This window comes from Companilactobacillus suantsaicola, assembly GCF_004745525.1.
Lineage (GTDB): Bacteria > Bacillota > Bacilli > Lactobacillales > Lactobacillaceae > Companilactobacillus > Companilactobacillus suantsaicola.
This window is the reverse complement of sequence record NZ_RKLY01000002.1, coordinates 91,377-114,863: the sequence shown is the minus strand read 5'-3', so window position 1 is coordinate 114,863 and position 23,487 is coordinate 91,377. Positions and strand designations below refer to the sequence as shown.

The 23,487-nt window shown below is 35.9% G+C and carries 20 protein-coding genes and 1 pseudogene; 16 read left to right on the top strand and 5 right to left on the bottom strand.

What is annotated here, in order from left to right; genetic code table 11:
* Positions 1-154 precede the first annotated feature (154 nt).
* The 5 genes and pseudogenes from nrdJ (at position 155) to EGT49_RS01285 (ending at position 6,685) form a co-directional block, all read left to right on the top strand.
* On the top strand, positions 155-2,395 hold the full coding sequence (nrdJ, locus tag EGT49_RS01305; RefSeq protein WP_135371154.1) for a ribonucleoside-triphosphate reductase, adenosylcobalamin-dependent: 2,241 nt from the start codon (positions 155-157) through the stop codon (positions 2,393-2,395).
* Between the two features lie 592 nt (positions 2,396-2,987).
* A complete protein-coding gene (locus EGT49_RS01300) occupies positions 2,988-3,302 on the top strand; it encodes a hypothetical protein (protein ID WP_135371153.1) in 315 nt (104 codons plus the stop codon).
* A 224-nt stretch (positions 3,303-3,526) separates the two neighbouring features.
* Positions 3,527-3,736 (top strand): annotated as a pseudogene (locus tag EGT49_RS12575) (helix-turn-helix domain-containing protein); the annotation flags it as partial.
* A gap of 493 nt (positions 3,737-4,229) precedes the next feature.
* A complete protein-coding gene (locus tag EGT49_RS01290) occupies positions 4,230-4,652 on the top strand; it encodes a CopY/TcrY family copper transport repressor (protein WP_135371151.1) in 423 nt (140 codons plus the stop codon).
* Complete coding sequence (locus tag EGT49_RS01285) at positions 4,649-6,685, top strand: heavy metal translocating P-type ATPase (RefSeq protein ID WP_135371150.1); 2,037 nt, start codon at positions 4,649-4,651, stop codon at positions 6,683-6,685. Before EGT49_RS01290 ends, EGT49_RS01285 begins: the two co-directional genes overlap by 4 nt.
* Positions 6,686-6,948: 263 nt before the next feature.
* On the opposite strand, the gene relB is transcribed toward EGT49_RS01285, so the two are convergent.
* The 3 genes from relB to EGT49_RS01270 all read right to left on the bottom strand — a co-directional run bounded on the left by relB (position 6,949) and on the right by EGT49_RS01270 (position 9,246).
* Positions 6,949-7,179 carry a type II toxin-antitoxin system RelB family antitoxin gene (gene relB / locus EGT49_RS01280; protein WP_135371149.1) on the bottom strand — a complete coding sequence of 77 codons (231 nt, stop codon included), beginning with the start codon at positions 7,177-7,179 and terminating at the stop codon, positions 6,949-6,951.
* Positions 7,180-7,569: 390 nt separating this feature from the next.
* The gene (locus EGT49_RS01275) at positions 7,570-8,562 is read right to left on the bottom strand and encodes a sensor histidine kinase (protein ID WP_135371148.1); all 993 of its coding nucleotides are present in this window, start codon (positions 8,560-8,562) and stop codon (positions 7,570-7,572) included.
* 9 nt (positions 8,563-8,571) lie between these two features.
* A complete protein-coding gene (locus EGT49_RS01270; RefSeq protein WP_135371147.1) occupies positions 8,572-9,246 on the bottom strand; it encodes a response regulator transcription factor in 675 nt (224 codons plus the stop codon).
* Between the two features lie 81 nt (positions 9,247-9,327).
* Between EGT49_RS01270 and EGT49_RS01265 the strand changes: the two genes are divergently transcribed.
* Positions 9,328-10,098, top strand: a complete 771-nt coding sequence (locus EGT49_RS01265) for an ABC transporter ATP-binding protein (RefSeq protein ID WP_425456240.1) — start codon at positions 9,328-9,330, stop codon at positions 10,096-10,098.
* The gene (locus tag EGT49_RS01260) at positions 10,079-12,073 is read left to right on the top strand and encodes a hypothetical protein (protein ID WP_135371145.1); all 1,995 of its coding nucleotides are present in this window, start codon (positions 10,079-10,081) and stop codon (positions 12,071-12,073) included. The genes EGT49_RS01265 and EGT49_RS01260 overlap by 20 nt, the downstream gene beginning before the upstream one ends.
* Here EGT49_RS01260 and EGT49_RS01255 read toward each other — a convergent pair.
* Complete coding sequence (locus tag EGT49_RS01255) at positions 12,063-12,518, bottom strand: hypothetical protein (RefSeq protein ID WP_135371144.1); 456 nt, start codon at positions 12,516-12,518, stop codon at positions 12,063-12,065. The genes EGT49_RS01260 and EGT49_RS01255 overlap by 11 nt on opposite strands.
* A gap of 43 nt (positions 12,519-12,561) precedes the next feature.
* On the opposite strand from EGT49_RS01255, the gene EGT49_RS01250 reads away from it, so the two are divergent.
* From EGT49_RS01250 to EGT49_RS01230, 5 genes are all read left to right on the top strand, one after another.
* Positions 12,562-13,287 (top strand): MBL fold metallo-hydrolase, encoded by a 726-nt coding sequence (locus tag EGT49_RS01250; RefSeq protein ID WP_135371143.1) that lies wholly within the window; start codon positions 12,562-12,564, stop codon positions 13,285-13,287.
* A gap of 257 nt (positions 13,288-13,544) precedes the next feature.
* Positions 13,545-13,943 carry a transcriptional regulator SpxA gene (spxA, locus tag EGT49_RS01245; RefSeq protein ID WP_010020587.1) on the top strand — a complete coding sequence of 133 codons (399 nt, stop codon included), beginning with the start codon at positions 13,545-13,547 and terminating at the stop codon, positions 13,941-13,943.
* A gap of 715 nt (positions 13,944-14,658) precedes the next feature.
* A complete protein-coding gene (locus tag EGT49_RS01240) occupies positions 14,659-17,037 on the top strand; it encodes a BspA family leucine-rich repeat surface protein (protein ID WP_135371142.1) in 2,379 nt (792 codons plus the stop codon).
* Positions 17,038-17,169: 132 nt separating this feature from the next.
* Entirely contained in the window at positions 17,170-17,835 is a 666-nt protein-coding gene (locus EGT49_RS01235; RefSeq protein ID WP_135371196.1) for an adaptor protein MecA, read from the top strand.
* Positions 17,836-17,890: 55 nt separating this feature from the next.
* Entirely contained in the window at positions 17,891-18,760 is an 870-nt protein-coding gene (locus tag EGT49_RS01230; protein WP_135371141.1) for a competence protein CoiA, read from the top strand.
* A gap of 128 nt (positions 18,761-18,888) precedes the next feature.
* On the opposite strand, the gene EGT49_RS01225 is transcribed toward EGT49_RS01230, so the two are convergent.
* Positions 18,889-19,542, bottom strand: coding sequence for a DsbA family protein (locus EGT49_RS01225; protein WP_135371140.1), 654 nt, complete (start codon positions 19,540-19,542; stop codon positions 18,889-18,891).
* A 143-nt stretch (positions 19,543-19,685) separates the two neighbouring features.
* Here EGT49_RS01225 and yjbM point away from each other — a divergent pair, with 143 nt between their 5' ends.
* From yjbM to mgtE, 4 genes are read left to right on the top strand one after another with little or no spacing between them, the layout of a single operon-like run.
* Positions 19,686-20,342 (top strand): GTP diphosphokinase, encoded by a 657-nt coding sequence (gene yjbM, locus EGT49_RS01220; RefSeq protein ID WP_135371139.1) that lies wholly within the window; start codon positions 19,686-19,688, stop codon positions 20,340-20,342.
* Positions 20,339-21,151 (top strand): NAD kinase, encoded by an 813-nt coding sequence (locus tag EGT49_RS01215; protein ID WP_135371138.1) that lies wholly within the window; start codon positions 20,339-20,341, stop codon positions 21,149-21,151. The genes yjbM and EGT49_RS01215 overlap by 4 nt, the downstream gene beginning before the upstream one ends.
* Positions 21,138-22,058, top strand: coding sequence for an RluA family pseudouridine synthase (locus EGT49_RS01210; RefSeq protein WP_135371137.1), 921 nt, complete (start codon positions 21,138-21,140; stop codon positions 22,056-22,058). The genes EGT49_RS01215 and EGT49_RS01210 overlap by 14 nt, the downstream gene beginning before the upstream one ends.
* The gene (gene mgtE, locus EGT49_RS01205; RefSeq protein WP_135371136.1) at positions 22,051-23,424 is read left to right on the top strand and encodes a magnesium transporter; all 1,374 of its coding nucleotides are present in this window, start codon (positions 22,051-22,053) and stop codon (positions 23,422-23,424) included. The genes EGT49_RS01210 and mgtE overlap by 8 nt, the downstream gene beginning before the upstream one ends.
* Positions 23,425-23,487: the final 63 nt, after the last annotated feature.

The following is a 23,487-nucleotide window of genomic DNA, read 5'->3' as shown; positions in this document are numbered from 1 at the left end:
GGAGAAATTTTTTTAAAAATTGGAATGCCGAAATAACGGCACGCAAAAACGGTTTGGAAATGTCAATAGAAATAGTTGAACACTATATATTGTTATCAAAAGTAAAAGAGGGTACTATATATAGTATCGAAATTTAATCCTGGAGTGAGTGTTAATGAGAACTATTAATAAAATTATTTTGTCAGATGACTTTATCGACGAAGTTAAAAAAACAATTAAACCCCACTGGGGCGAATTAGGCTGGGTTACTTACAAGAGAACTTATGCTCGTTGGATTCCTGAATTAAACCGAACAGAAAACTGGTCTGAAACGGTTAAACGTGTGATCGAAGGTAACATCAACCTTGATCCTCGACTAAAAGATGCTGAAATAACTGATGAACAATATGCTGGATTAGTTAATGAAGCACAAGAATTATATAAATTGGTCTATGGACTTGCTGCAACTCCATCTGGCCGTAATCTTTGGATTTCTGGTACTGATTATCAAGATCGTAACGGGGATGCTTTGAACAATTGTTGGTTCGTTGCTGTTAGACCACAAAAATATGGTGACAGTCATATCGTTCCTTCATACTTAAAACAAGATCAATTGGCAGTTTCAATGCCATTTTCATTTATGTTTGATCAATTGATGAAGGGTGGCGGCGTTGGTTTTTCTGTCGTCCCAAGTAATATGAAATTGATGCCAGTTGTCGACAACAAGGTTGATTTAACGGTCCTTATTGGCAAAGAGAGTGCTTCTTACAAAGAATCTCTTGAAGCTGGTGCAATTGACCGTGACGAATGGAAAAAGACTCACAGCCTAGAAAATACCCGTAATTATATCTTGCCAGATACTCGTGAAGGCTGGGTGATTGGGAATGCCAATATGATCGATGCCCACTTTAACAGTACTAATGATGGTTTGGATCACGTTGTTCTTGATATTACTAAGATTCGTGCTAAGGGTGAAAAAATCAAAGGTTTCGGTGGAACTGCATCAGGTCCAGTGCCATTGATCGAAATGTTCTTTGATATCAACGAAGTTTTGAACAATACGGTTGGTCGTAAATTGACTTCAGTTGATTGTACTGATATGGGTAACTTGATTGGTAAAACTGTTGTTGCTGGTAACGTTCGTCGTTCGGCTGAACTTGCTTTAGGTGGCGCTACTGATGATGATTTCATCACCATGAAACAAGACCAAGACAAGCTTTACCATCACCGTTGGGCTTCAAATAACAGTGTGGCTGTTGATTCAAAATTCAACCAATATGCTCCAATTGCTGACTCAATCACTCATAATGGTGAACCTGGTATCGTTAACTTGGAATTGTCACGTAACTACGGACGTGCGATTGATGGTTATCAACCAGGAATTGATGATGGCGTTGAAGGTACTAACCCATGTGGTGAAATTTCATTGAGTAATGGTGAACCATGTAACTTATTTGAGGTTTTCCCATTGATTGCTCAAGAACAAGGTTGGTCACTAGAAGAAGCCTTCAGATTAGCTGCTAGATATACTAAACGTGTTACCTTCAGTAATTATGACTGGGAAGTATCACGTAATGTTATTCAAAAGAATCGTCGTATCGGTGTTTCAATGTCTGGTATTCAAGACTGGATTTTGACAACATTTGGTAATCGTGTTGTGACTGGTTTTGAAACTGCCACTGATCCTGAAACAGGAAAAGAAATTCAAAAACCTATTTACGATCAACGTGTTGCAAACAAGTTTGATGACTTATATCAATCTGTCGTAACAGCTGACAAGGAGTACTCAAAGGAATTAGGATGCAAGGCTTCAGTTAAGCACACAACTGTTAAACCATCAGGTACAGTTGCTAAACTTGCTGGTGTATCCGAAGGTATGCATTTCCATTATGCAGGTTACTTAATTCAAAGAATCAGATTCCAAGACTCAGATCCACTACTACCAGCTTTGAAAGCTTGTGGATACAAGATCGAACCTGATGTCTATACAAAACATACAATGTGCGTTGAGTTCCCAGTTAGAGCTGCTAACGCTGATGATCCTAACTTTGCTTCAGCTGGATCAGTTTCAATTGCTGAACAATTTGCTACACAGGCCTTCTTACAAACTTATTGGTCAGATAACGCCGTAAGTTGTACGATCACTTTCCAACCAGAGGAAGGCGACCAAATCGCTGACTTGATGTACCAATACAGAAACGTAACAAAATCAACTTCACTATTGCCATACACTGGTTCAGGCTTCAAGCAAGCTCCTAAGGAACCAATCAATAAGGAAGTCTATCAAGAACGTGAATCCGAAGTTAACGAAAACGTGGCTGAAGTATTCGCAGAACAAACAGATAATCATGATAAAAAAGATATTGAGTTAGTTGACCAATCAGACTGTGCTGGTGGCGCTTGCCCAATTAGATAAAAAACAGAGAGTGAAACAAGCCCGATTAGACTCAGACAGATAGCCTAATTCTCCAAATTGCACACCGGTTTTGTGTGTGATTTGGGGAATGTAGCTATATGGCTGAGTCTGGCTTGTGTAACTCGTTTCAAGTAGAGAGTGGAACAAGAGCGTTCAGCTCCCGGAGGATAACGTAATTTCAGGAATCGCTCGTCGAACTTTGCGAGTGATTCCTGAAATTTTGTTATCTCGGAGGGAGTTGCTCTTGTGTAACTCGTTTCAGATAGAGAGCGGGACATAAAAGGGTCATTCGATCATTAAGTCAAATAGACCAAGGTAATCAAGAAGCGATTACCTTGGTCTATTTGTTTTAAGAAGAAATTACTAAGTTACGTTCCGCGTTTATGCCGCAAGTCTAGGAGTTAAAAATAATTATGTCCTAAGCTCATTTATTTATCAAAGTAAAAATAGGAGATTTTGATTTTTTTTTAGTAAATACCTTTTCCAAAAATGATTTTCTAACGCATTAATTAAATATCGTAAAACAATATGGAAATATTGATTAACAAATATACTTAATTGTACTAGAATACGAAATAGGGGGATATTAATTATGAAAAAATTGTCGGACCTTATTTTAAAAGTGTTATCTATTTTGACAGTGGTTGCACAAGTCTTTTGTTGGATTGCCATGGCAGGATTAATTTTTGCTAATATCATGGTTTTCTTTGTCTCAGGCGAAGCTAAAATGGAACTTAACAAGTATGTTTTAGAACCATCACACTTGAGCCAGGGAATGTTGCAACTTAGTGGGATTAACGCATTAATTATTTTAGTAAGTATTGTTTTTGCTTTACGTGCTTTAAAGAAAATTATTGATAATATTGCTTTACGTGATTTTTTGTTAAGGAAAATGTTGATAAAATGAAGTGGATATTGGGATCTGTTTCGGTGTTTATTTTAGGTAATATCGTTAGCATGTTATTCTTTTCTTACAGTAACGGTAGAAATTTGAGTGCGATATTTAGTAATTCATGGGGACAAATTGTTAGTTACTTAATACTTTTAGCAATTATTTATATGTTATATCTAGTATTTAAGTATGGTTATGAATTGCAACATGATTCAGATACCGTGATATAGGTGATGTGAATGATTAAGATAAACCTTGATTTGGTAATGTTAAAGAAAAAGATGTCTTCAAAAGAACTCGCTAAAAAAATTGGTATTACACCAACTAACTTGTCGATTCTTAAAACAGGTAAAGCAAAAGGAGTTCGCTTTGAGACGCTAGATAAAATTTGTCAGGAGTTAGATTGTCAACCAGGAGATATTTTGTCATATCAAAATGAAGATAAGAATCAAGAGGAATCAATTTATGAACAAGTTTTTGAACTTGTTAATGAAATGTATAATTCTTTATCCGAAAAGCCTAACTTTGATACAGAGGTACTTAAAGCATTAATGGTCGCTGGCAAAAATTTGAATGAAGGAAAATTGTCCCCACAAGTGATTGCTGGACGTACGGTTAATGACATAATTTTTGCCAACATGAATAATGGTTCGAAATTAGATAAAAATAATGCAGAACATTTAAATCAGCTGTTAAGACTTTCCCATGTTGACCGGAAGGATTAGAAAGCAAGTCGTAATAAAATAACTAAACTATAATGCAAAAAAATATTAAAAATGTTAAATACTGTATATAATATGAGATATAAAAATATTATATACGGTATTTTTATTTGCTTTAAAAATGAAAACAAGCATATGACTTTACATACTTCGTTTACGGATGTAAACTGTATTTTGTTGAGAAAGATTACAATTGTAAACCTAAAAGGAGCGTGAAGTTATGAAGGAAATTGAAACGATGAGTAAAGCTGAATGGCAAGTAATGAGGATTATTTGGACCTTAGGGCAATCAACTAGTAAACAAGTTATTGATGTTTTGGAACGAAAGATGGATTGGAAAGCTGCCACGATTAAGACCCTGATCATTCGTTTACAGAAAAAAAACTTCTTGAAGGCTGATGAAACTAGTCGCCCATTTATATATAAGCCACTGATCAGTGAGGACTCGGCTATTAATCAAAGTGTAAATAACTTATTCGATAATCTTTGTTGTATGAAAAAGGGTTCAGCAATTAAAGAATTAGTTGAAACCTCGGAGATTTCTCAAAGCGATATTTCTGGAATAATGCAAGTTTTACAAGAAAAACAAAAAACTGCTCCAGAAGAAGTTGAATGTAACTGTTTGGAGGCTGATTTAGCATGAAAGATATGGATGGAATGAAGATGGATCACGATATGTCTAATATGGATATGTCAAATGACCATATGATGATGCACGGCGGTCATATGATGGACATGGGGGACTTAAAGAAAAAGTTTTGGATTTCGCTTGTTTTAGCAATACCAGTATTTATCCTGTCACCATTCATGGGCTTAAATCTGCCATTTCAAGTTCATTTTCCAGGTTCTGATTGGATAGTTTTAGTTTTGGCAACGATCCTTTTCTTCTATGGTGGTAAACCATTTATCACTGGGGCTAAAGGAGAACTTGCTTCAAAGCAACCAGCTATGATGACACTGATCACAATGGGAATCAGTGTGGCATATATTTATAGTTTGTATGCTTTTGTGATGAATAATTTAGTTCATTCACCAAATCACATTATGGATTTCTTTTGGGAATTAGCTTCATTGATCGTGATTATGTTATTAGGTCACTGGATTGAAATGAAGTCTACCATGAGTGCCGGTAATGCTTTACAAAAAATTGCGACACTAGTTCCTGACCAGGTTCATATGGTTCACGGAAATGAAACGATGGATCATGATATTTCAATGGTCAAAAAAGATGATGTGGTCGAGATTAGAGCTGGTGAATCAGTTCCACTCGATGGACATATCATTAGTGGCAATAGTTACGTCAATGAGTCATTGATCACTGGTGAATCAAAAGCCATTAAAAAGGACGTCGGTAGTAAAGTCGTTGGTGGATCAATCAATGGCGAGGGTACTATCCGGGTAAAAGTCGATAAAACTGCCCATGAAGGATATTTATCACAGATCAGCAAATTGGTTGCGGATGCACAAAACAATCGTTCGAAGACACAAAAATTGGCTGATAAAGTATCTAGTTGGCTTTTCTATGCAGCTTTGTCCGTGGGAATTATTGCTTTTGTTTATTGGCTGATTTTTGGTGACATGAACACGGCTTTGAATCGTCTAGTGGCCGTTTTAGTCATTGCTTGTCCGCACGCTTTAGGATTGGCAATTCCACTAGTTATGTCGCGTAGTACGTCGATTGCCGCCACAAATGGTTTGATTATTCGTGACAATCAAGCTATGGAAAATAGTCGTAAAATTGACTATATTGCTATGGATAAAACCGGAACTTTAACTGAGGGTAAATTTACAGTTAACGGTGTGATCAGCTTGAGTGATCTAACTGAGGATAAATTGTTGTCACTCGTTAGTGGTTTAGAGAATGGATCTAGTCATCCAATCGCAAATAGTATTGTCAAATATGCACAAGACAAAAAGGTTTCTGCCACAGATTTTGAAGACGTTCAAGCTATCAAGGGTTACGGGATGAGTGGTAGAGTTGCTGAAAAGACTTATTATTTAGTTAACTTGAAGTATTTGAAGAAGGAAAATATTCCGGTTGATAATAAGCTAGTAAAGACTTACTTAGATAAAGGTAATACCATCAGTTATTTGGTCACAGACAAACAAGTTCTTGGTTTCGTCGCTTTAGGTGATAAGATCAAGCCTAATACCGTCGAATTTATCAAGGAACTCAAAGCTAGAAATATCACACCGATTATGTTGACTGGTGATAACCAAGCTGCCGCAGCCACTATGGCCAAGCAAATGGGAATTGAGGAATTTCGGGCTGAACTGTTACCGGAAGATAAAAATAGAGTTATTAAAGATTTGGAATTATCTGGTCATCACGTCATCATGGTCGGAGATGGAATCAATGATGCTCCAAGTTTAGCAGCCGCCACAATCGGAGTTGCCATCGGAGCCGGAACCGACGTAGCAATCGATTCAGCCGATGTAATTTTGTATAACAGTGATCCCAGTGATATTATCAAATTCTTGAAACTATCACATAATACATATCGCAAAACAGTTGAGAATCTCTGGTGGGGAGCAGGATATAATATCGTAGCAATACCATTAGCAGCCGGAATCTTAGCAGGAGTAGGATTCGTGTTAAGCCCAGCCGTTGGTGCAGTTGTGATGTCGTTGTCGACGGTGGTTGTGGCTGTGAATGCTTTGATGCTCAAAATGTAGAGCGTGTAGCAGGGGCGGTCAGCTCCCGGAGGATAACGTAATTTCAGGAATTGCTCGCCGCACTTTGCGGGTGATTTCTGAAATTTTGTTATCTCGGAGGGAGTTGCCCCTGCGGAACGCGTTTTGGCTATTCAGCATAGAACAATGGTTATAAACCAAAAGAACTAATACAATTACCAAAAAGAATAATGGTTATAAACGAAAAAAACAAAAAAGGTAGTAAATCCATAAAAAGATTTACTACCTTTTTCTATATATAAAATTTATTCAGAATATTGATCCATAACTTTTTTAATATCATCTAAAGTGATATCACGTGGATCATTTTTTGATTCAATCAAGGCTTGTTGATAGAGCTCATCGTCGATATCGTCTTCAATTTTTTCAACAACAACTGAACGAAGAAACGACGAAATGCTCATGTTCTTAGATTTAGCGTAGTTTCGGATGATCTTTTCATCACAGTCATCCAAATGGAAAGAAATAATTGCCATTTTCTCGTCACCACCTGTTATCCATCACTGATAGTGTATCCTCGTGAATGTTTTTTTGCAATAGTTATGCCATTCACAATTCAATATTATATAAAAGATATTCTATAATTTGAATAACAATAGTTAAAAAAGCGATTACATGATGTCTATATGGATTATTTCTAATAAAATATTGATTTTTGTTTAAACAAGTATTGGTGGAGGTGTTTGTTGGGGTATGGAGTGGGCTCTTTTTGGGGATAACCATGGTTCTAGGCGATATAGTCAAAACGCGTTCCAGCCAACAGGAGTCAACATATAGCTACGCTTCCCAAATCGCCCGCAAAGTGCGGCGGGCAATTCGGAAAGCTAGGCTATCTGCTGACTCCTAACCGTTGGCTTCCACGCTCTCTAATTATAATAAGGCAAGTCCAAAAATGTAATCACAAACTCTGTCCCTTGTCCTATCTTAGATTTCACTTCAATCTGATGTCCTAACTTATCGATCATCTTCTTAACTAAATACAAGCCCATCCCAGTTGATTTACTACCGGATTGGCGGCCGTTGGTTCCGGTGAAGCCTTTGTTATAAATTCGGCTGATATCTTGTTGGGAAATTCCAATTCCGCTGTCTTTAATGTGCAGCTCGACATTGCCGTTTTTTTCGGTTGTAAAAATACTGATTTTTCCGCCTCGATCGGTGTATTTCAAACTGTTTGAAACGATTTGATTGATGATGAAGCTGAGCCACTTTTCATCGGTTAGTATTTTTGTGTCGGTAATGTCTAAATTGATGCTAATTCGTTTGTTGATGAACATCCGCTTATTGGTTCTAATCGAAGATTTGACGATATTGTTTAAGTCTTGTTCTTGAATTAAATAGTCATTAGAAAAATTATTTAATCTTGCAAAATACAAAGCTTGGTCGACTAAGTAATCGATTTGATCAATTTCTTCAGCGACTAATTCTTTGTCGAGCTCATCATCTTGAGAGAGTTTCAAAGCTGCTAAGGGAACTTTGATGTCGTGAACCCAGGATTCAGTGTATTCACGTTGATCTTTTTGGTTTTGATACAAGTCAGTCAATTCGTTACGATATTCCAAAGAAATGTTATTGATCTTAGATTGGATGAATCTTTGTTCGTGATTATTGGCACCGACTAATTCTTTCGAGAGATCGTTTTGATAGTCTTCAAGTTGCTTATACCAATCCTTCTTGTGGTGATAGGAAAGAAACAAGTTAGCGACTAAAAAGATTACTGCTAAGACCCAAGTGTACATTAAAGTACCGGGATGAAAGTTGACGTTGGGATCAAGAAACAAGACTAGTTCAACAAAGGTCATCCCAAATAAGACGATTAAAATGGAGTAGACGTGGTCTTTCAAGTATTTAAAAAATGTCATGATTAACTCCTATGGGATGATATATCCTTGACCAACTTTAGTAACGATGTAGTTTTGTAGGCCGTATTTTTCGATTTTTCCTCGTAAACGATTGATATTGACTGTCAAAGTGTTGTCATCAACGAAACGCTCGTCGTCCCACATGAAGTTTAGTAACTGTTCACGCGTGACAATTTTGCCCTGATCCTTTAATAGCCGTTGTAAAAGCTTGTACTCATTTTTTGAGAGGTCAATTTTATTATCGCCAATCTCAACTGAACCACTCGACAAATTCAGTTTTAAACCGTTGTGTTCAATCACATCGCTGGTACTTTTGGTGAAGTCGTAAGTCCGACGTAACAGGGCGTTGATTTTGGCAACAAGGATATCGATAGAGAATGGTTTTTCCACAAAATCGTCGGCACCCATATTCATGGCCATAATTTGGTCCATATTAGAGTTACGAGATGAGATAATGATAATAGGAGTTTTAGAAATTTTTCTGATCTCTTGATTCCAATAATAACCATCGTAAACTGGTAAATTAATATCCAATAAGACTAAGTCAGGAGCGTAGTCATTGAATTGGTCGATGATGTTATTAAAATCTTTGGTAACGTATGAATCGATTTGCCACTTGGCAAGATTTTCACTGATTAACTTGGAGATAGAAGGATCATCTTCAATAATCATAATTTTGGACATATTAAAATTCCCTCCGTGCTAGAATAAAGACACTATGTATATAATATGATAACAATATTTTTAAAATTTGGAGAAGTTAGATTGCAAATAGTTGTAAAGAATATCTCAAAAGATTATGGAAAAAAGAAAAATGCTGTTCACGCCATCAAGGACATCAGTTTGGAAGTCGAACATGGCGAATTTCTCGGTATTATGGGACCATCTGGAGCTGGTAAAACGACGCTGTTGAATATGTTGTCAACCAACGAACGCCCAGACCACGGACAAATTATTATCGACGACATTGATATCACGCAACTACACGACCGCGAGCAGACGAAATTCCGTCGTAATAAAATGGGTTTCATTTACCAAAGTTTTGAGTTGCTCGATTCCTTGAACGTTAAAGAAAATGTGATTTTACCACTCGCTTTGAGCCGTTCACACAAGAAATTGATTGAAGAACGTTTCAATTATATGATGAATCTCTTGAATATCGAAAAATTATCCCAGCGAAATGTTGATGAACTGTCACTCGGACAAAGACAGATCGTTGCAGCAGCGCGAGCTTTGATCAACAGTCCAGAAATTTTATTTGCGGATGAACCGACCGGAAGTCTCGATTCTAAATCAGCGACAATCTTGTTAAATTACATGCAGCTGGTCAATCAAAGAGAAAAGACCACAATTGTCATGGCAACTCACGATGCTTTTACAGCTAGTTACTGTCAACGAGTGGTCTTTATTAAGGACGGTTTGATTTTCTCTGAAGTTGTTAATCCAGGTAATCGAGACAAGTTTTTCGAACAAATTATTAATATGCAACGAACAATTGGTGGAGGTAACTACTTTAATGTATCGCAAGATTATTAAACGCTCACTTTACAATATGCGTGATAGCTACTTAATCTACATCCTGGCGTGTGCTTTTGCCATTGGTATTTATGGGACTTTGGTTTCTATGAGTACTAATCCTTCAATTAAGCGGGCGATTCCCACTTGGAGAAGTTATTTGGGTGATATTTCGATAATGATGAGCTGGGTCTTTGCTTTTTGCGCGGTTATCTACATGGTTTATGTGGGTGGATTCTTTGTGAAGCAGCAACATCATGAATTTATCACCTTTGAAAAATTAGGGATGCAGCGCTGGGTAGTGGTCATGCTAAGTTTCTTCCAAACTAGTGTCATTCAATTTTTTGCTTGGATAATTGGTTTATTAGGAACGGTCGTCTTTCAAAAATTCTTAGGCATGGTTTTGTTTTATCTAATGCATTTGAGGTTTAACTTCCTAATGTATATTAGTTTGGCTGATGCCAGACACTTGCTGACTGTTTTTCTTTATTCAACAATCTTTTTCAGTGGTATCAATGCTTTTAAAACGATGCGGATTCTCCAAAAAGGTGGGAAGAGAAGAGCTAAAAAGGCTCGTTGGTGGCTGAGAATTCCAGCTGGCTTGTTTGGAATTGTCTTACTGATTTTAGCCCAGGTAGGATCAGTTCAGTTAATTTATGATATTGATTCGATTGGCTATTCACCTAAGCCAATGGCAGAAATTCTCTTCATTTTAATCGCCGATGTTTTTGGAACTTATTTAGTTTATTTTGGTTTTTTACCAACGATTTTGAATTTTTTACAAAAGATTCGTTCAGTAGCATATTCAGGAATCAATATTTTTTCGTTTAAATATTTAAAAGAACGACTTTTTCAAAATATTTCGACATTGTGGTTTGTGACGGAATTGTCTGCAATGGCTTTAGTACTACTAACTTTTTGTTATTATGGTTATCAACAGGTTTATCACAATTACAACACAATTTATCCATTTGAATTGTCGGCTGATCAAAATACTGTCAAAACGGTTCGTCAAGAGTTGAAGAAAAGTAAAGCCAATATTGTTGGTGAGTATCAAACGGATGTAAAAATTAGTTTGGCCTCTTATTATAAGGAAAGTGATAAAACCGTGGTTCATCAACCAATGACTTTCATGTCGCATTCAGATTACTTGGCCTTGCCAAAACGAATTCAAAAGTGGAATCCTAAAGTCAAGAGTAATGAATATTTGATGATACGGTACAATTCAGGTTCTATAAATGATGAACCCCAAAAAGCATATAATATCGAAGTTAAAAACGCTCCACTAATTGCTAAAGCCAAAATTGGAAATTCCTTTCCTTATGGATCAACAATGCATTATGGCTCGATTATGATCGTACCTGATAAGTATTATCAAAGTTTACCGGCAGAAATTAACGACACACTTTATGGCTGGAAATTTAAAAAGGGAGATCGACTCAATGCCAAACAAATAAAGCACCTGGAAAAACGTCGGGGTGATTACTTTTTAAAAGTTAACTACAATTCAAATTTAAAAAATTCTTCGATTGAGATTATCAAAAAAGAACCCGAAACTTATGATCACAATGTTTATACTCAAATTGGTTTCATGCGTCAAGGCGGCTTTAAGAAGCAATTCAATCAGGTTGGAGGATTCTTCTTATTCATAGTGTCACTCTTCAGTGTGGCGCTTTTAATTGCCTTAGGGAGCGTTTTGACGTTACGGATTTTGTTACGGGATGATTATCAATCAAGACAACTGCGGACACTGCAAAAAATTGGGGTTGAGGAAACTGAAATCAAAGGAATCGTCCGCAAGGAAAATACTTTAACTTTCTTAATTCCGTTAATTTTCGCTTTAGTACAGACAATCAGTGCCAGTCTGTCATTTTCTCTGAAGTTGCCGAAAAAATTGTTGCTGATCTATGGTGGCTATGTGGCAATGTATTGTTTGTTTGGAGTAGTTAGTTATCAAATCTCTTGGCACGGCATCAAAAAAAAGTTTAGTCAGTGAGTACCGAATAACTTTTAGTAAAGAAGCCGAAGTCTTCTTCGTCAGTTCCCTGAATTTGGGTCTGAACTTCTAATTGCAGTTGTTTGTTCCATTCTTTGATCTGTTTGTCAGTTCCAAAAGTTTTAGTAATTAAATATTCTCTAGGACTATCACTTTTTTGATAGATAGCTGTTGCGGTAGAATTAAAGGAGTATTGATGGGGACTGAACAATTTATTCTCAAAAAGTTTTGCCTGATCAGGATTGAATTTCATGTAAGTCAAGGAATATAACTTATTGAGTGGATCGTAGAAACCGTTGATATTACGGTATTGCGCAAAAGCGGATATTTTTTTTATTAAAAGATGGTCTGCATTAGTACTAAATAAGGGTTTTAATAAAGTATCAGCAGAAGTTTGCTGACTCTTTAAAAATAGATATGTACCTAGCTTTAATGTTATGTTCATAATTATTGAAATCCTTTCAATTAAATTTTTTTGGAGGTTTTCTATGTTAGTTACAGTTTTAGGTTTTTACGGTGGGTATCCGTACAATGGTATCGGTACGTCCGGGTACTTACTGCGAAATGACGATAAGAGTTTGTTGATTGATTGTGGTAGTGGTGTCTTGAACTCACTAGCAAGTTACATGAAACCAACAGATTTAGATGCCGTTGTTCTTTCACACTATCACCATGATCATACAGCAGATGTCGGAGTTCTTCAGTATAATTGGCTCGCAGCCAAGAAAGAAAACCCACTTCCTATTTATGGTCATACGCAAGATTTTGTCAACTTTGCACAATTGACAGAATCAAATGCTACAAAAGGGATTGCCTATAATGATTATGAACCATCTCAAATCGAAGGTTTGAAATTCGAATTTATGAGAACTGTTCATCCCGTCCCAGCGTACGCAATGCGAATTACTAATAGTGATGGCAAAGTTATCGTCTACACCGCGGACACTACGTACTTTGATGGCTTGGTTGATTTTAGCCGTGATGCTGATTTATTAATTGCAGATACTAATTTTCCAGAAGATGTTACTGGTAGAAAGTGGCACTTGAATACTAAAGAAGCTGGAACTTTAGCTAAAGATGCACAAGTTAAACGCCTAATGATCAGTCACTTACCACAAACGGTTGATGTCGAAGTTATGTTAAAACAGTCACAAAAATATGCTGGTGATATTCCAGTAGTTCATGCCTTCCAAGGACTAGAAATTGAAGTGTAATGGCTTGAACTAAGGATTTTACTTTCATTGAAAGTGATATAAATTATAACTAATGAAGTGAATAAGTAGTAAATTATTTTATTTGTGAATATTTTACATAAATAGCCATTTCTCGGGTACGTGTTTTCACAACACAATCAGTTTCGAACAAATATTCGTAACTTTTTCGTGAAAAGTGTAGATTTTACGCTTACATTAAGTTACAATAGTTATGTATTTAAAGAGTTTGATACTACACAGGAAAGGAGAGATTATATATGGTTACCATTTATACATCTCCAAGTTGCACATCATGTCGTAAAGCTAAGGCTTGGCTTGAACAACATGACATTCCTTACAAAGAAAGAAACATTTACTCAGAACCTTTAAATAAGCAAGAAATTAAACAAGTTTTACAAATGACTGAGAATGGTACTGAAGAAATTATTTCAACACGTTCAAAGGCATTCCAAAACCTAAAGGTTAATTTGGATGATTTAACAATTGATCAATTGTTAGATTTAGTTCAAACAAATCCTGGTTTACTAAAACGTCCAATTATCATGGATGACAAACGTCTTCAAGTTGGCTTTAACGAAGATGAAATTAGAAGATTCTTGCCTAGAAGTGTCAGAACTATGGAACTTCAAAAGGCTCAATTAATGGCTGGATTATAAAATATAAGCAGATCACTTTCTTTTTCGGAGGGTGGTCTTTTTTTTTGCTCTTTTGGGATGTTGGATTAAGTATGCCGCTCCTCCGCAACAAAGCTGATTGGGCTGGAACGATGTGGGCCGACTTTGAGCTTTTTCAAGCCCGGAAAAATCTCAAAGCTCGACCTTATTCTAAGCAATAAATTGCTAAGAATAATTTCACATCTGAGCCCATCAGCTTTGTTGCTCCGGTGCTGAATAACGGATCTATGGTTTAGTTATTTTCCATTCTTTTAAAAATAGGTGCTCTGTTGGAATTAACCTATGTTTTTATTTTTATTGAATTGGATTTTTGAGTTAGTGTCACGCTATTTTGGTAAACAGCTCTTGCAAAGGGAGTACTGTTCTATTTGGTAATGGAGTGTAGCGTACCGATTCTTCACAAAAGAGGTATCTATTAGTATAAAAATAACAGCGTCTATTCCTAGAACGTAATTGATTGTAAATCAGTTTTTTTACGTGTCAGGAATGGATGCTGTTTTTTTGGATTTAAAGAGGCTATCCAGAGCTATTGTGGAAGACGGCATCTTACACTAACCAAGTTATAGAACACATTCCTAAAATAAAATATTTTTTAGAAATATAATCAAAAAGAAATAAAATATTTTATTAAAACTAAGTATGTTTAGACAAATAAATGTTGTATTATTTGGTAAAAATACAATAGGGGTTGAGTGTAATGTTCTTCTTGAGAGAATTTAGGAAAAAACGTATCGGTCCATTTTTTAGGGTTTTCTTTGGAGTGCAGTTCAGCTTTGGACTCTTATTTTTGGGGCACGGAGTCGTTAAAGCTGATTCTCTCACGAACCTAGATTCGTTAGTTCAAAGTAACCTTGTAGAACAGAAATCATTTTCAACTCTTTCAATTGCCAATGGCACATTTGGGACGTGTAATTGGGATATTAATGCTGACGGTCAACTCACTATTTATGCTGGTGAATTGGGGAAAGAAATTGGAAACTGGAATAGTTTTTCTAAGTCGATTACTAGTGTAGTTGTTGAACCAGGAGTTAAGGCTAACCAAAACTCTAATAGTTTGTTTTATGATTTGACGCAGGCGACAACGATTGATGTGACTAATCTTGATACTTCTGAAGTTACTGATTTTTCGAAAATGTTTGCTTTTAATGATAGCAATCTTAGTAAGTTGCAGGAAATAGTTGGTATTGAAAATTTAGATACTTCAGCGGCAATTGATCTTTCAAATATGTTTTCTAAAGCGAAGAATTTGGCGGGAAATTTAGATGTTTCCAACTTTAAAACGGAAAATGTTACTGATATGTCGGGAATGTTTTATAACGTTTCGGCTAATATAGTTGGTTTAAAAAATTTTAATACTAGCAAAGTTAATAATTTAGATAGTATATTTAGTAATTCTTCTCTGACAACAACAGCCGATATTGCGGACTGGTATGTTTCGAAAGTGACTAATTTTAGCAATCTTTTCTTTTCTTCTAAAGAGTTAAGTGATATTGATTTATCCAAATGGAATATGGAAAATGCGACGGATATTAGTTATTTATTTCGTTATTGTACTAAAATAAATTCCCTTAAAGGATTAGAAAACTGGAATATTAGTAACGTGAAAAACATGTCTTTCACGTTTGGGAATCTGAATTTATCTGAATTACCTGACATTGTTAATTGGAACACTTCTAACGTTACTGATATGTCAGGTACTTTGTCTGGTTTGTCCAATGTTACCAGTTTGGATTTGTCTAAATGGAATACTTCCAATGTCACGGATATGTCTAATATGTTCCAGAATGATAGTAAATTAATTGAAGTAGCAGGTTTGAGCGATTTAAATACTGGGAAAGTCCAAAACGCCAGTCAAATTTTTCTGGGATGCGCATTTGATAAGCTTGATTTAAGCAATTGGGATACATCTAGTTTAGAAAATGCAGCAGGCATGTTTTCGGGATGTGCAAAATTGAAAACTTTATTAGAAATCTTTGATACTTCCAAAGTGAAAAATATGGATAGAATGTTTTCAGGTACTAAACTCTTAGATTTTAAGATGGCAAATCTATCTAATTGGGACACTTCTAGTGTTACATCAATGTCGTCAATGTTTTCTCAAAATACCTTCACGGATATTGATTTTGTTAAGAATTGGAACGTTTCAGCAGTAGAAAATTTTAGTTCAATGTTTGCCAGTTGTTCTAAATTAGTGAGTTGTGATCTATCAGGTTGGAAAACTAGTAGTGCTAAAAATCTTTCGAAAATGTTTAGCACTAACTCTAATTTGGCTGATGCTGATATTTGGGGCTTTGATACTTCTAATGTAACCAATATTTCAGATATGTTAACTGGCACGTCTAAAATTACATCTTATGATCTATCTAATTGGGATATGAGAAAAGTAACTAATACAGACTCGTTTAGTTCTGGAAGTCCTAACATATGGAAAATAGCTCTTGGTAGTAATTCCTTTATCACTGAAGACATGAATTTTCCTGAGGCCAAAGCCGGTCTAGCTATCCCTGGCAGTGGTGGCAATATTTCTATCAGTGATCGGTGGCAAAATGTTGACTATTCAAGAGGTGGGACTGATTTTAACCCTCTGGGGAGTCTATTGTTGACCACTAGCGATTTGACTGCTGAATATGCGACGCCGGGACACGCTGCACAGACCTTTGTTAGACAACAACAACCATATGAGAGCTTGAGTCTAGAAGTGCCAGATGTTGATTTCGGAGTTGTCACACCATTTTCAGGCGTGATTTCACGACAAGATACTATGCAAGTAAAAATTGAGAATAATTCTTATCCATTAAAGTCCTATCACGCATATTTGACTCTGCAGATGGAAACTCCTTTCACTAATGATGAAGGTTCGGTTTTGAATGATGCACTGATCTTTCGGAATAAATATAATCAAGATACAAAAATTTCTGAGACTCCAAACGTTGTTTCCATTGGTGATTTTCCAACGGGTGAGAGTGTCTTAGAATGGGATAAAGATAAAGGTTTGTTGTTGAATATGCGTGGACAGGCGGTTCAGCGGGGGACGTATTCGACCTCATTGAAATGGTCTTTAGTTGATAGCCTCTAAAAATAAGTCATTATTTTTGACTAACATTTCTGTATTTAGTATATTAATTCAATGGCTAAAATTATCGATATATGATAGTTGAAATAGTTTTTGAGACTGTTAGAATGTAGATACAGAATTGAGGTGACTATGATGGAAATGGATCGACTTAATGAGAATACAATCAGAGTCATTCTTAGTACAGAAGATTTACAAGAACGAGGGGTAACAGTCCTAGATTTGTTGGGTAATAAAAAGCAAATTGAAACGTTCTTCTACAGTATTTTGGATGAAGTTGATAAGGATCATGTCTTTACGAATAATGAACCTGTTACTTTCCAAATAATGCCAAACAAAGAAGGTTTGGAATTGTTGATCAGTAAGAGTGATGATTCTGAGGATTCAGGTTCATTGCCATTAAATGGGCTACAAGGTTCAGTCGTTAATAATCATAATAATGAGGCAAAAATGGGCACGGAAGAATATGATAGTGACACCGCACCATATCTGAACGACCCGGATACACCTACGAAAACAATTATTGTTGAATTTAAGGACTTTGAGGACTATGTCCAATTGGCTGATTTACTACACTTGGAAAGTGGTATCTCCAATCTTTGGGAATATCAAGACAAGTATTATTTACAATTGATTTTGTTTACAGATGAAATGCATGAAATGAGTTATAGCGATGTTTTGGCATTGCTAAGTGAATATAGTTTTAAGACAAAAGTTACTGCAGCTGTTCTTTCAGAATATGGTAAAGAGATCATGAAGAAGACAGCTTTGGAACTAACAAGATATTATTTTGGAAAATAGAAATCAGCCTGCGGGTTGATTTTTTTTTGCGTAATTTTTACTTGGGGTGGTAAAAATGTATGCAGCTTTGAATGAATCGGGAAAGTTAATCGTTGCAAGAGAAGCCAATTCTCAGATAGATTATTTCTGTTGTGATTGTCATCAAAAAGTTAAATTAATTACAACTGCTTCACGTAAATATTTCCGACACAAAAATAAAAATGATAATGATATCAATGAACGTGATATCCATTTTCAAGGTAAGCAAATATTATTTTCTTTGTTAAAGCTTTTGAAACCAAAAAAATTACTTAAAGAGTTTTATTTACCGACTATTCAACAACGACCGGACCTCTTAATGAATCAAACGGCATTTGAGTATCAATGTGCCCGAATCAATGTTAAGACCTTAAACAGTCGAATTAGGGGCTATCAACAAATTGGTTTGAACAGTATTTGGGTTCTCGGCGGACATTATTTGAATCGAAAATTGACTAAGGAACATCTGAAATTTATCAGTTATAGTCAAATTTTTGGCTACTTCATTTTGATGCTAGATTCGAGTCAGAATCGACTGGTTTTATATCATCATATTTATTTTTTAGGTCCATTCAATAAAATTTATTATCAAAAGAAGTATTTTCAACATGATAATTTATTTCAACTATTTGTCTTTCATCCCCAAAAACCAGAAATTGCAAAAATTAAGATGAATGACTATTTAATTGAGAAATTACGACATAAGTTAGATGCTAAGTCGCAAAAAATTAAAATGGATTTTTACACAGTTAATCAACAGACGGTTGAAGAATTTTTATTGGGCCAAAGTTTTACTGCCGAAGCTCCAATCTATAAAACACCAGCTTGGCAACGTCGTTGTGGAGAAAAACCTCAATTATTGTTACAACCTTCTTTACGAATAAAGAGAGCGGATTTGTATAATTAAGCAATACAACACTCTTTGAATTTGATTATGGGGAATAAAAAAAGAAGCCATACTAACGAATTTCGTTTTCATTAGTAAGCTTCTTTATTTTGAGTTAAATCGAGTTTGTTGCAGAAATCTAAACACTATTAATGTCTAAATTTATCTAAACTGATAACAGTTCCCGAAGTAACGTACTTATTTGAAACACTCTTTGGAAGTTCTCTTTCTAACATTGCATTGATATTGCGAGTGATTTCGTCCGTATTAGTGCAACTGCCAAAGTCATTGATCATTACACCAGGCTTGTCTTCATTTTCACAGTCGAAGATTACAGCTGTTGGTGCTTTTTGAACATTCATTTCCATAGATAATTGTTGATCACGTTTTAATCCTTGTTCGACACATTGACTCTCTTTGTCTGTCATAATTGCTTTGTAGTCAAGACCGCTGTTGTTAATTGCGCGTCTGATAGTGGTATCATCAAAGGGATTATTCAAAATGTTTACTTGTTCTTGTAGGTTCATTAAAAAGTTACGAGCTTTCTTGTTACCTTGACAAGAAGCAGCCTTGTAAAGTTTTGCAGCTTCCACTACTTCTTGGGATGATTTGTTTCGTTCCTCAATGTCCGAAAGTTTAAATCCCTTCATTTGAATATAATCGTTGATTGTTGCCATATTATAATTTGTGACAAAGTGATATTGTGTGTCAATGTCATGTTTACGTGTAAAATCAATGATTGCTTGTTCTACACGTAAGCAGTACGAACATAAGGGATTAATATATAAGAATACTTCCCACATTATGTTTCCCTCCATCTCTATTGCATTGTCATTCTACCAACAATTTACAAAAAGGTAAAATATTAAACTCATGACAGCTATTATTTGGATTTAGATGATTCTTTTAGATATTTACGATATATTAATATTAAAGCGAGGTTATTATGTCAGAAATTAAATGGAATGAATTTTTGATACCTTATTCACAGGCGGTCGATGAATTGAAAATTAAGTTTAGAAACTTACGTAAAGAGTTTCTAGAAAAAAATGAACATTCACCAATCGAATTTGTGACAGGGCGTGTGAAAACAGTCGATAGTATTAAAGAAAAAATGCGCCGTCGATTTATTTCTGAAGACTTGTTGAAACAAGATATGCAAGATATTGCCGGAATTAGAATTCAATGTCAATTCGTTGAAGATATTTATGAAGTTGCTAAGTTGTTGCATATTCGTGAAGACATGCAAGTGATTGAGGAACGTGATTATATTGCTAATAGTAAACCGAGTGGTTACCGTTCTTATCACGTCGTAATTGAATATCCAATTCAAACTTCTAAAGGTCAAATCAATATTTTGGCAGAAATTCAAATCCGGACCTTAGCAATGAACTTTTGGTCAACGATTGAACACTCTTTGAACTACAAATATAAGGGCGATTTTCCTGAAGAAATTAATGAGCGTTTGAAAAGAGCTGCCGAAGCTTCATTTATGCTTGATGAGGAAATGTCGAAAATACGTGAAGAGATTCAAGACGCACAACAATACTTTACAGATCGAAAACGAGATCTGAATAGTCCAACGGAGCAAAATAAAAAATGAAATTATGGATCAATAATAATAACAAAGAACAGTCAGTAGCTGCGGCTAATAAGTTACGCAGTCGTTTACTGGATGCTGGTTTAGTTTTAGACAGAAGAAATCCGCAATTAGTAATCAGTGTCGGTGGTGATGGTACGCTTTTGAGTACTTTTCACGCCTATGCGGCCAGACTAGATAAAGTTAAATTCTTAGCTTTACATACGGGTCATTTGGGTTTTTATTCTGATTGGATGGATACCGAAATTGATGAATTAGCCAATCGAATTATCGAGTGTCAAGACAATATCCCATCGACGAGTTATCCAGTTTTGGATGTAGCGGTTGAGAATAAAGAAGGTTCACTTTTCCATGGTGTGGCAATCAATGAAACAGTTGTGCGTCGTTTATCTTCTTTGACAATGAAAACTAGAGTCGACTTGGATAAAGAATTTTTTGAAAGTTTTCGTGGGGATGGACTCTGCTTCTCGACACCAACTGGTTCAACAGCTTATTCTAAATCAATTGGTGGAGCCTTGATTCATCCCAAAATCAGTGTCTTTCAAATGATTGAAATTGCGTCGATCAACAATCGAGTTTATCGGACAATTTCTTCGCCAATTATTGTGCCCCATAACCAACAAATTGACCTTTATCCACAAGTTGCTGATGATTATGTGATCAGTTGTGATGGAATCAACACCAAATTGCGAAATGTTAAAAAAATTACTATTAAATTGCATTATCAACGTGCCCAGTTTGCACAATACCGTCATCGTCACTTCTGGACTAGAGTAGAGACCGCCTTCTTAGCACAAAATGAAAACGACTAATCGCTTTTTAAAATTCATTCTCCAAGATACTGATAAAAAAACTGTCCGCAAATTTTTAGTGCAACATAAATTCTCTTCTAGTCAGTTGCACAATTTAAAAAATAAGGGTGGTCTGATTTTTGTCAATCACAAACAGCGTCATTTCAACTTTCGATTGAAGACGGGGGATGAATTGTTAGTAGTCTTGAGTAGTGAAGCGCCATCAGATTTGATTGAACCGATGGCTGGAAAAATTGATGTGATTTTTGAAGACGAATACTTATTGGTAGTCAATAAACCACCAGGGATAGCGAGTTTACCGGCAAAAGCTAAATCAAGTAAAACGATGGCAAATTTAGTCAAAGCTTATTTGATTGAGCATCATGAAAATAGTTCAATCCACTTGGTTACTCGTTTGGATCGAGATACTTCAGGATTGATGGTCTTTGCGAAAACTTCTTATGCTCATTCATTATTGGATCAAATTTTACACACCGATGATTTTCAAAAATTTTATTTAGCAATGATTTATGGACAACTGACACCACCAACTGGATTGATCGACTTGCCAATTGGTATTGATCCCGCGGCCTTTTATTTGCGAGCTATCGACCATCAAAAAGGAAAGGCCTCACAAACAATCTATCAAACCAAGGCAGTTTATCCAGGCGGTAGTTTGGTTGAATTGAAATTGTTGACCGGACGAACTCATCAAATTAGAGTTCATTTATCAGCCGTCGGACATCCAATTATTGGGGATGAAATGTATAGTAAAAAAAAAGATCCACGAATCAAGCGACAGGCGTTACATTGTTTTAATTTAAGAATTATTCATCCGGTGACAAAAGAGTTGTTAAATTTAAAGGCGCCGTTACCAGAAGATATGGTAGTCTTAAAGGGTGCGTTGAGGGGTGAGAGAAATGGATGAAAATGAAAAAAGACTGCAAGAAAAGTTTGAACAGTTAAAGAAATATCTTGATAGTGATGACAAAAAAAGGTTTCGAAAAACCTATCTCGATATGCATTTCTATGATCAAAGTACGTTCTATCTCACTTTGAATAAAGAGGAACGCATTACCCTTTATTCAATTTTAGAGCCCGATGAAATGGGTGACATGTTTGATACGATTGAAGATGACAATCCAGTTATCCCCGAATTATTGAAGGAAATGGATTTGAACTACGCTTCAAAGATGTTGAATGACATGTATGATGATAATGCGGCCGATGTTTTGGAACATTTGGATAAGGTTGATGTGGATAAGTTCTTAGAACAGATGCCACGTAACGATGCCAACAATTTGCGCGGTTTGTTGCATTACGATACTGAAACTGCCGGTGGTATTATGACAACCGACTATGTTCAGTTTAATGAGCAAGAGACTGCTGCAACGGCTATTAAGGCTTTGAAAAAATTTGCCGAAACAGCTGAAACGATTTATTACTTATACGTTTTGGATAACCATGAAGATTTAGTCGGCGTTATGTCTTTACGTGATTTGATCATGCTAGATGACAATGATACCTTGGGCGAAAAGATGAATAGTGACGTTATAACGGTGAACGTTGATGCTGAACAAGCTGAAGTTGCCCAAGTTTTCAGAGATTATGAATTCTTAGCCGTTCCCGTTGTTGACCACTCAAATAAGTTAGTCGGAATCGTTACGGTTGATGATGTTATCGAAGTTATCGATGACGAAGCTCAACAAGATTACTCAGGTTTGGCCGGTGTTAGTATGGATGAAGCTAATAATGACGGACCATTTAAAGCAGCTTCAAAAAGGTTACCTTGGTTGATAACATTGTTGCTTTTGAGTATGATCACGGCAACTTTGATCAACCATTATGAGAGTCTGTTAGCGGAGGCTAGTATTTTAGCTGTCTTTATTTCCACGATTACTGGTACAGCTGGTAATGCAGGTACACAAAGTTTGGCTGTGGCAGTTAGGCGACTAGCAGTCGAAGAAATTGATCGCCATGAATTTTTGAAATTAATTGGCAAAGAATTGATCACCGGCTTTGTGACTGGTTTAGTTACTGGAATTTCGGTAACACTATTAGTTGGTATTTGGAAACATAACTTTGTTTTAGGGATGGTAATTGGTTTAGCCATGTGTGCTGCCATTACTGTTGCCAACTTAGCCGGAAGTTTGATTCCAATGTTGATGTCCAGTTTTGGTTTTGATCCAGCGGTAGCTAGTGGACCATTTATTTCAACGCTAAGTGATTTAACCAGTGTTTTGATCTACTTTAGTATTGCTGGCATGTTTATGCAGTATTTTGTTAGAGTTTGAATGTTGTCCTTCGTAAAAAGATTTGGGCTGGAATATAAAAAAACAGCATCTATTCCTAGAGCA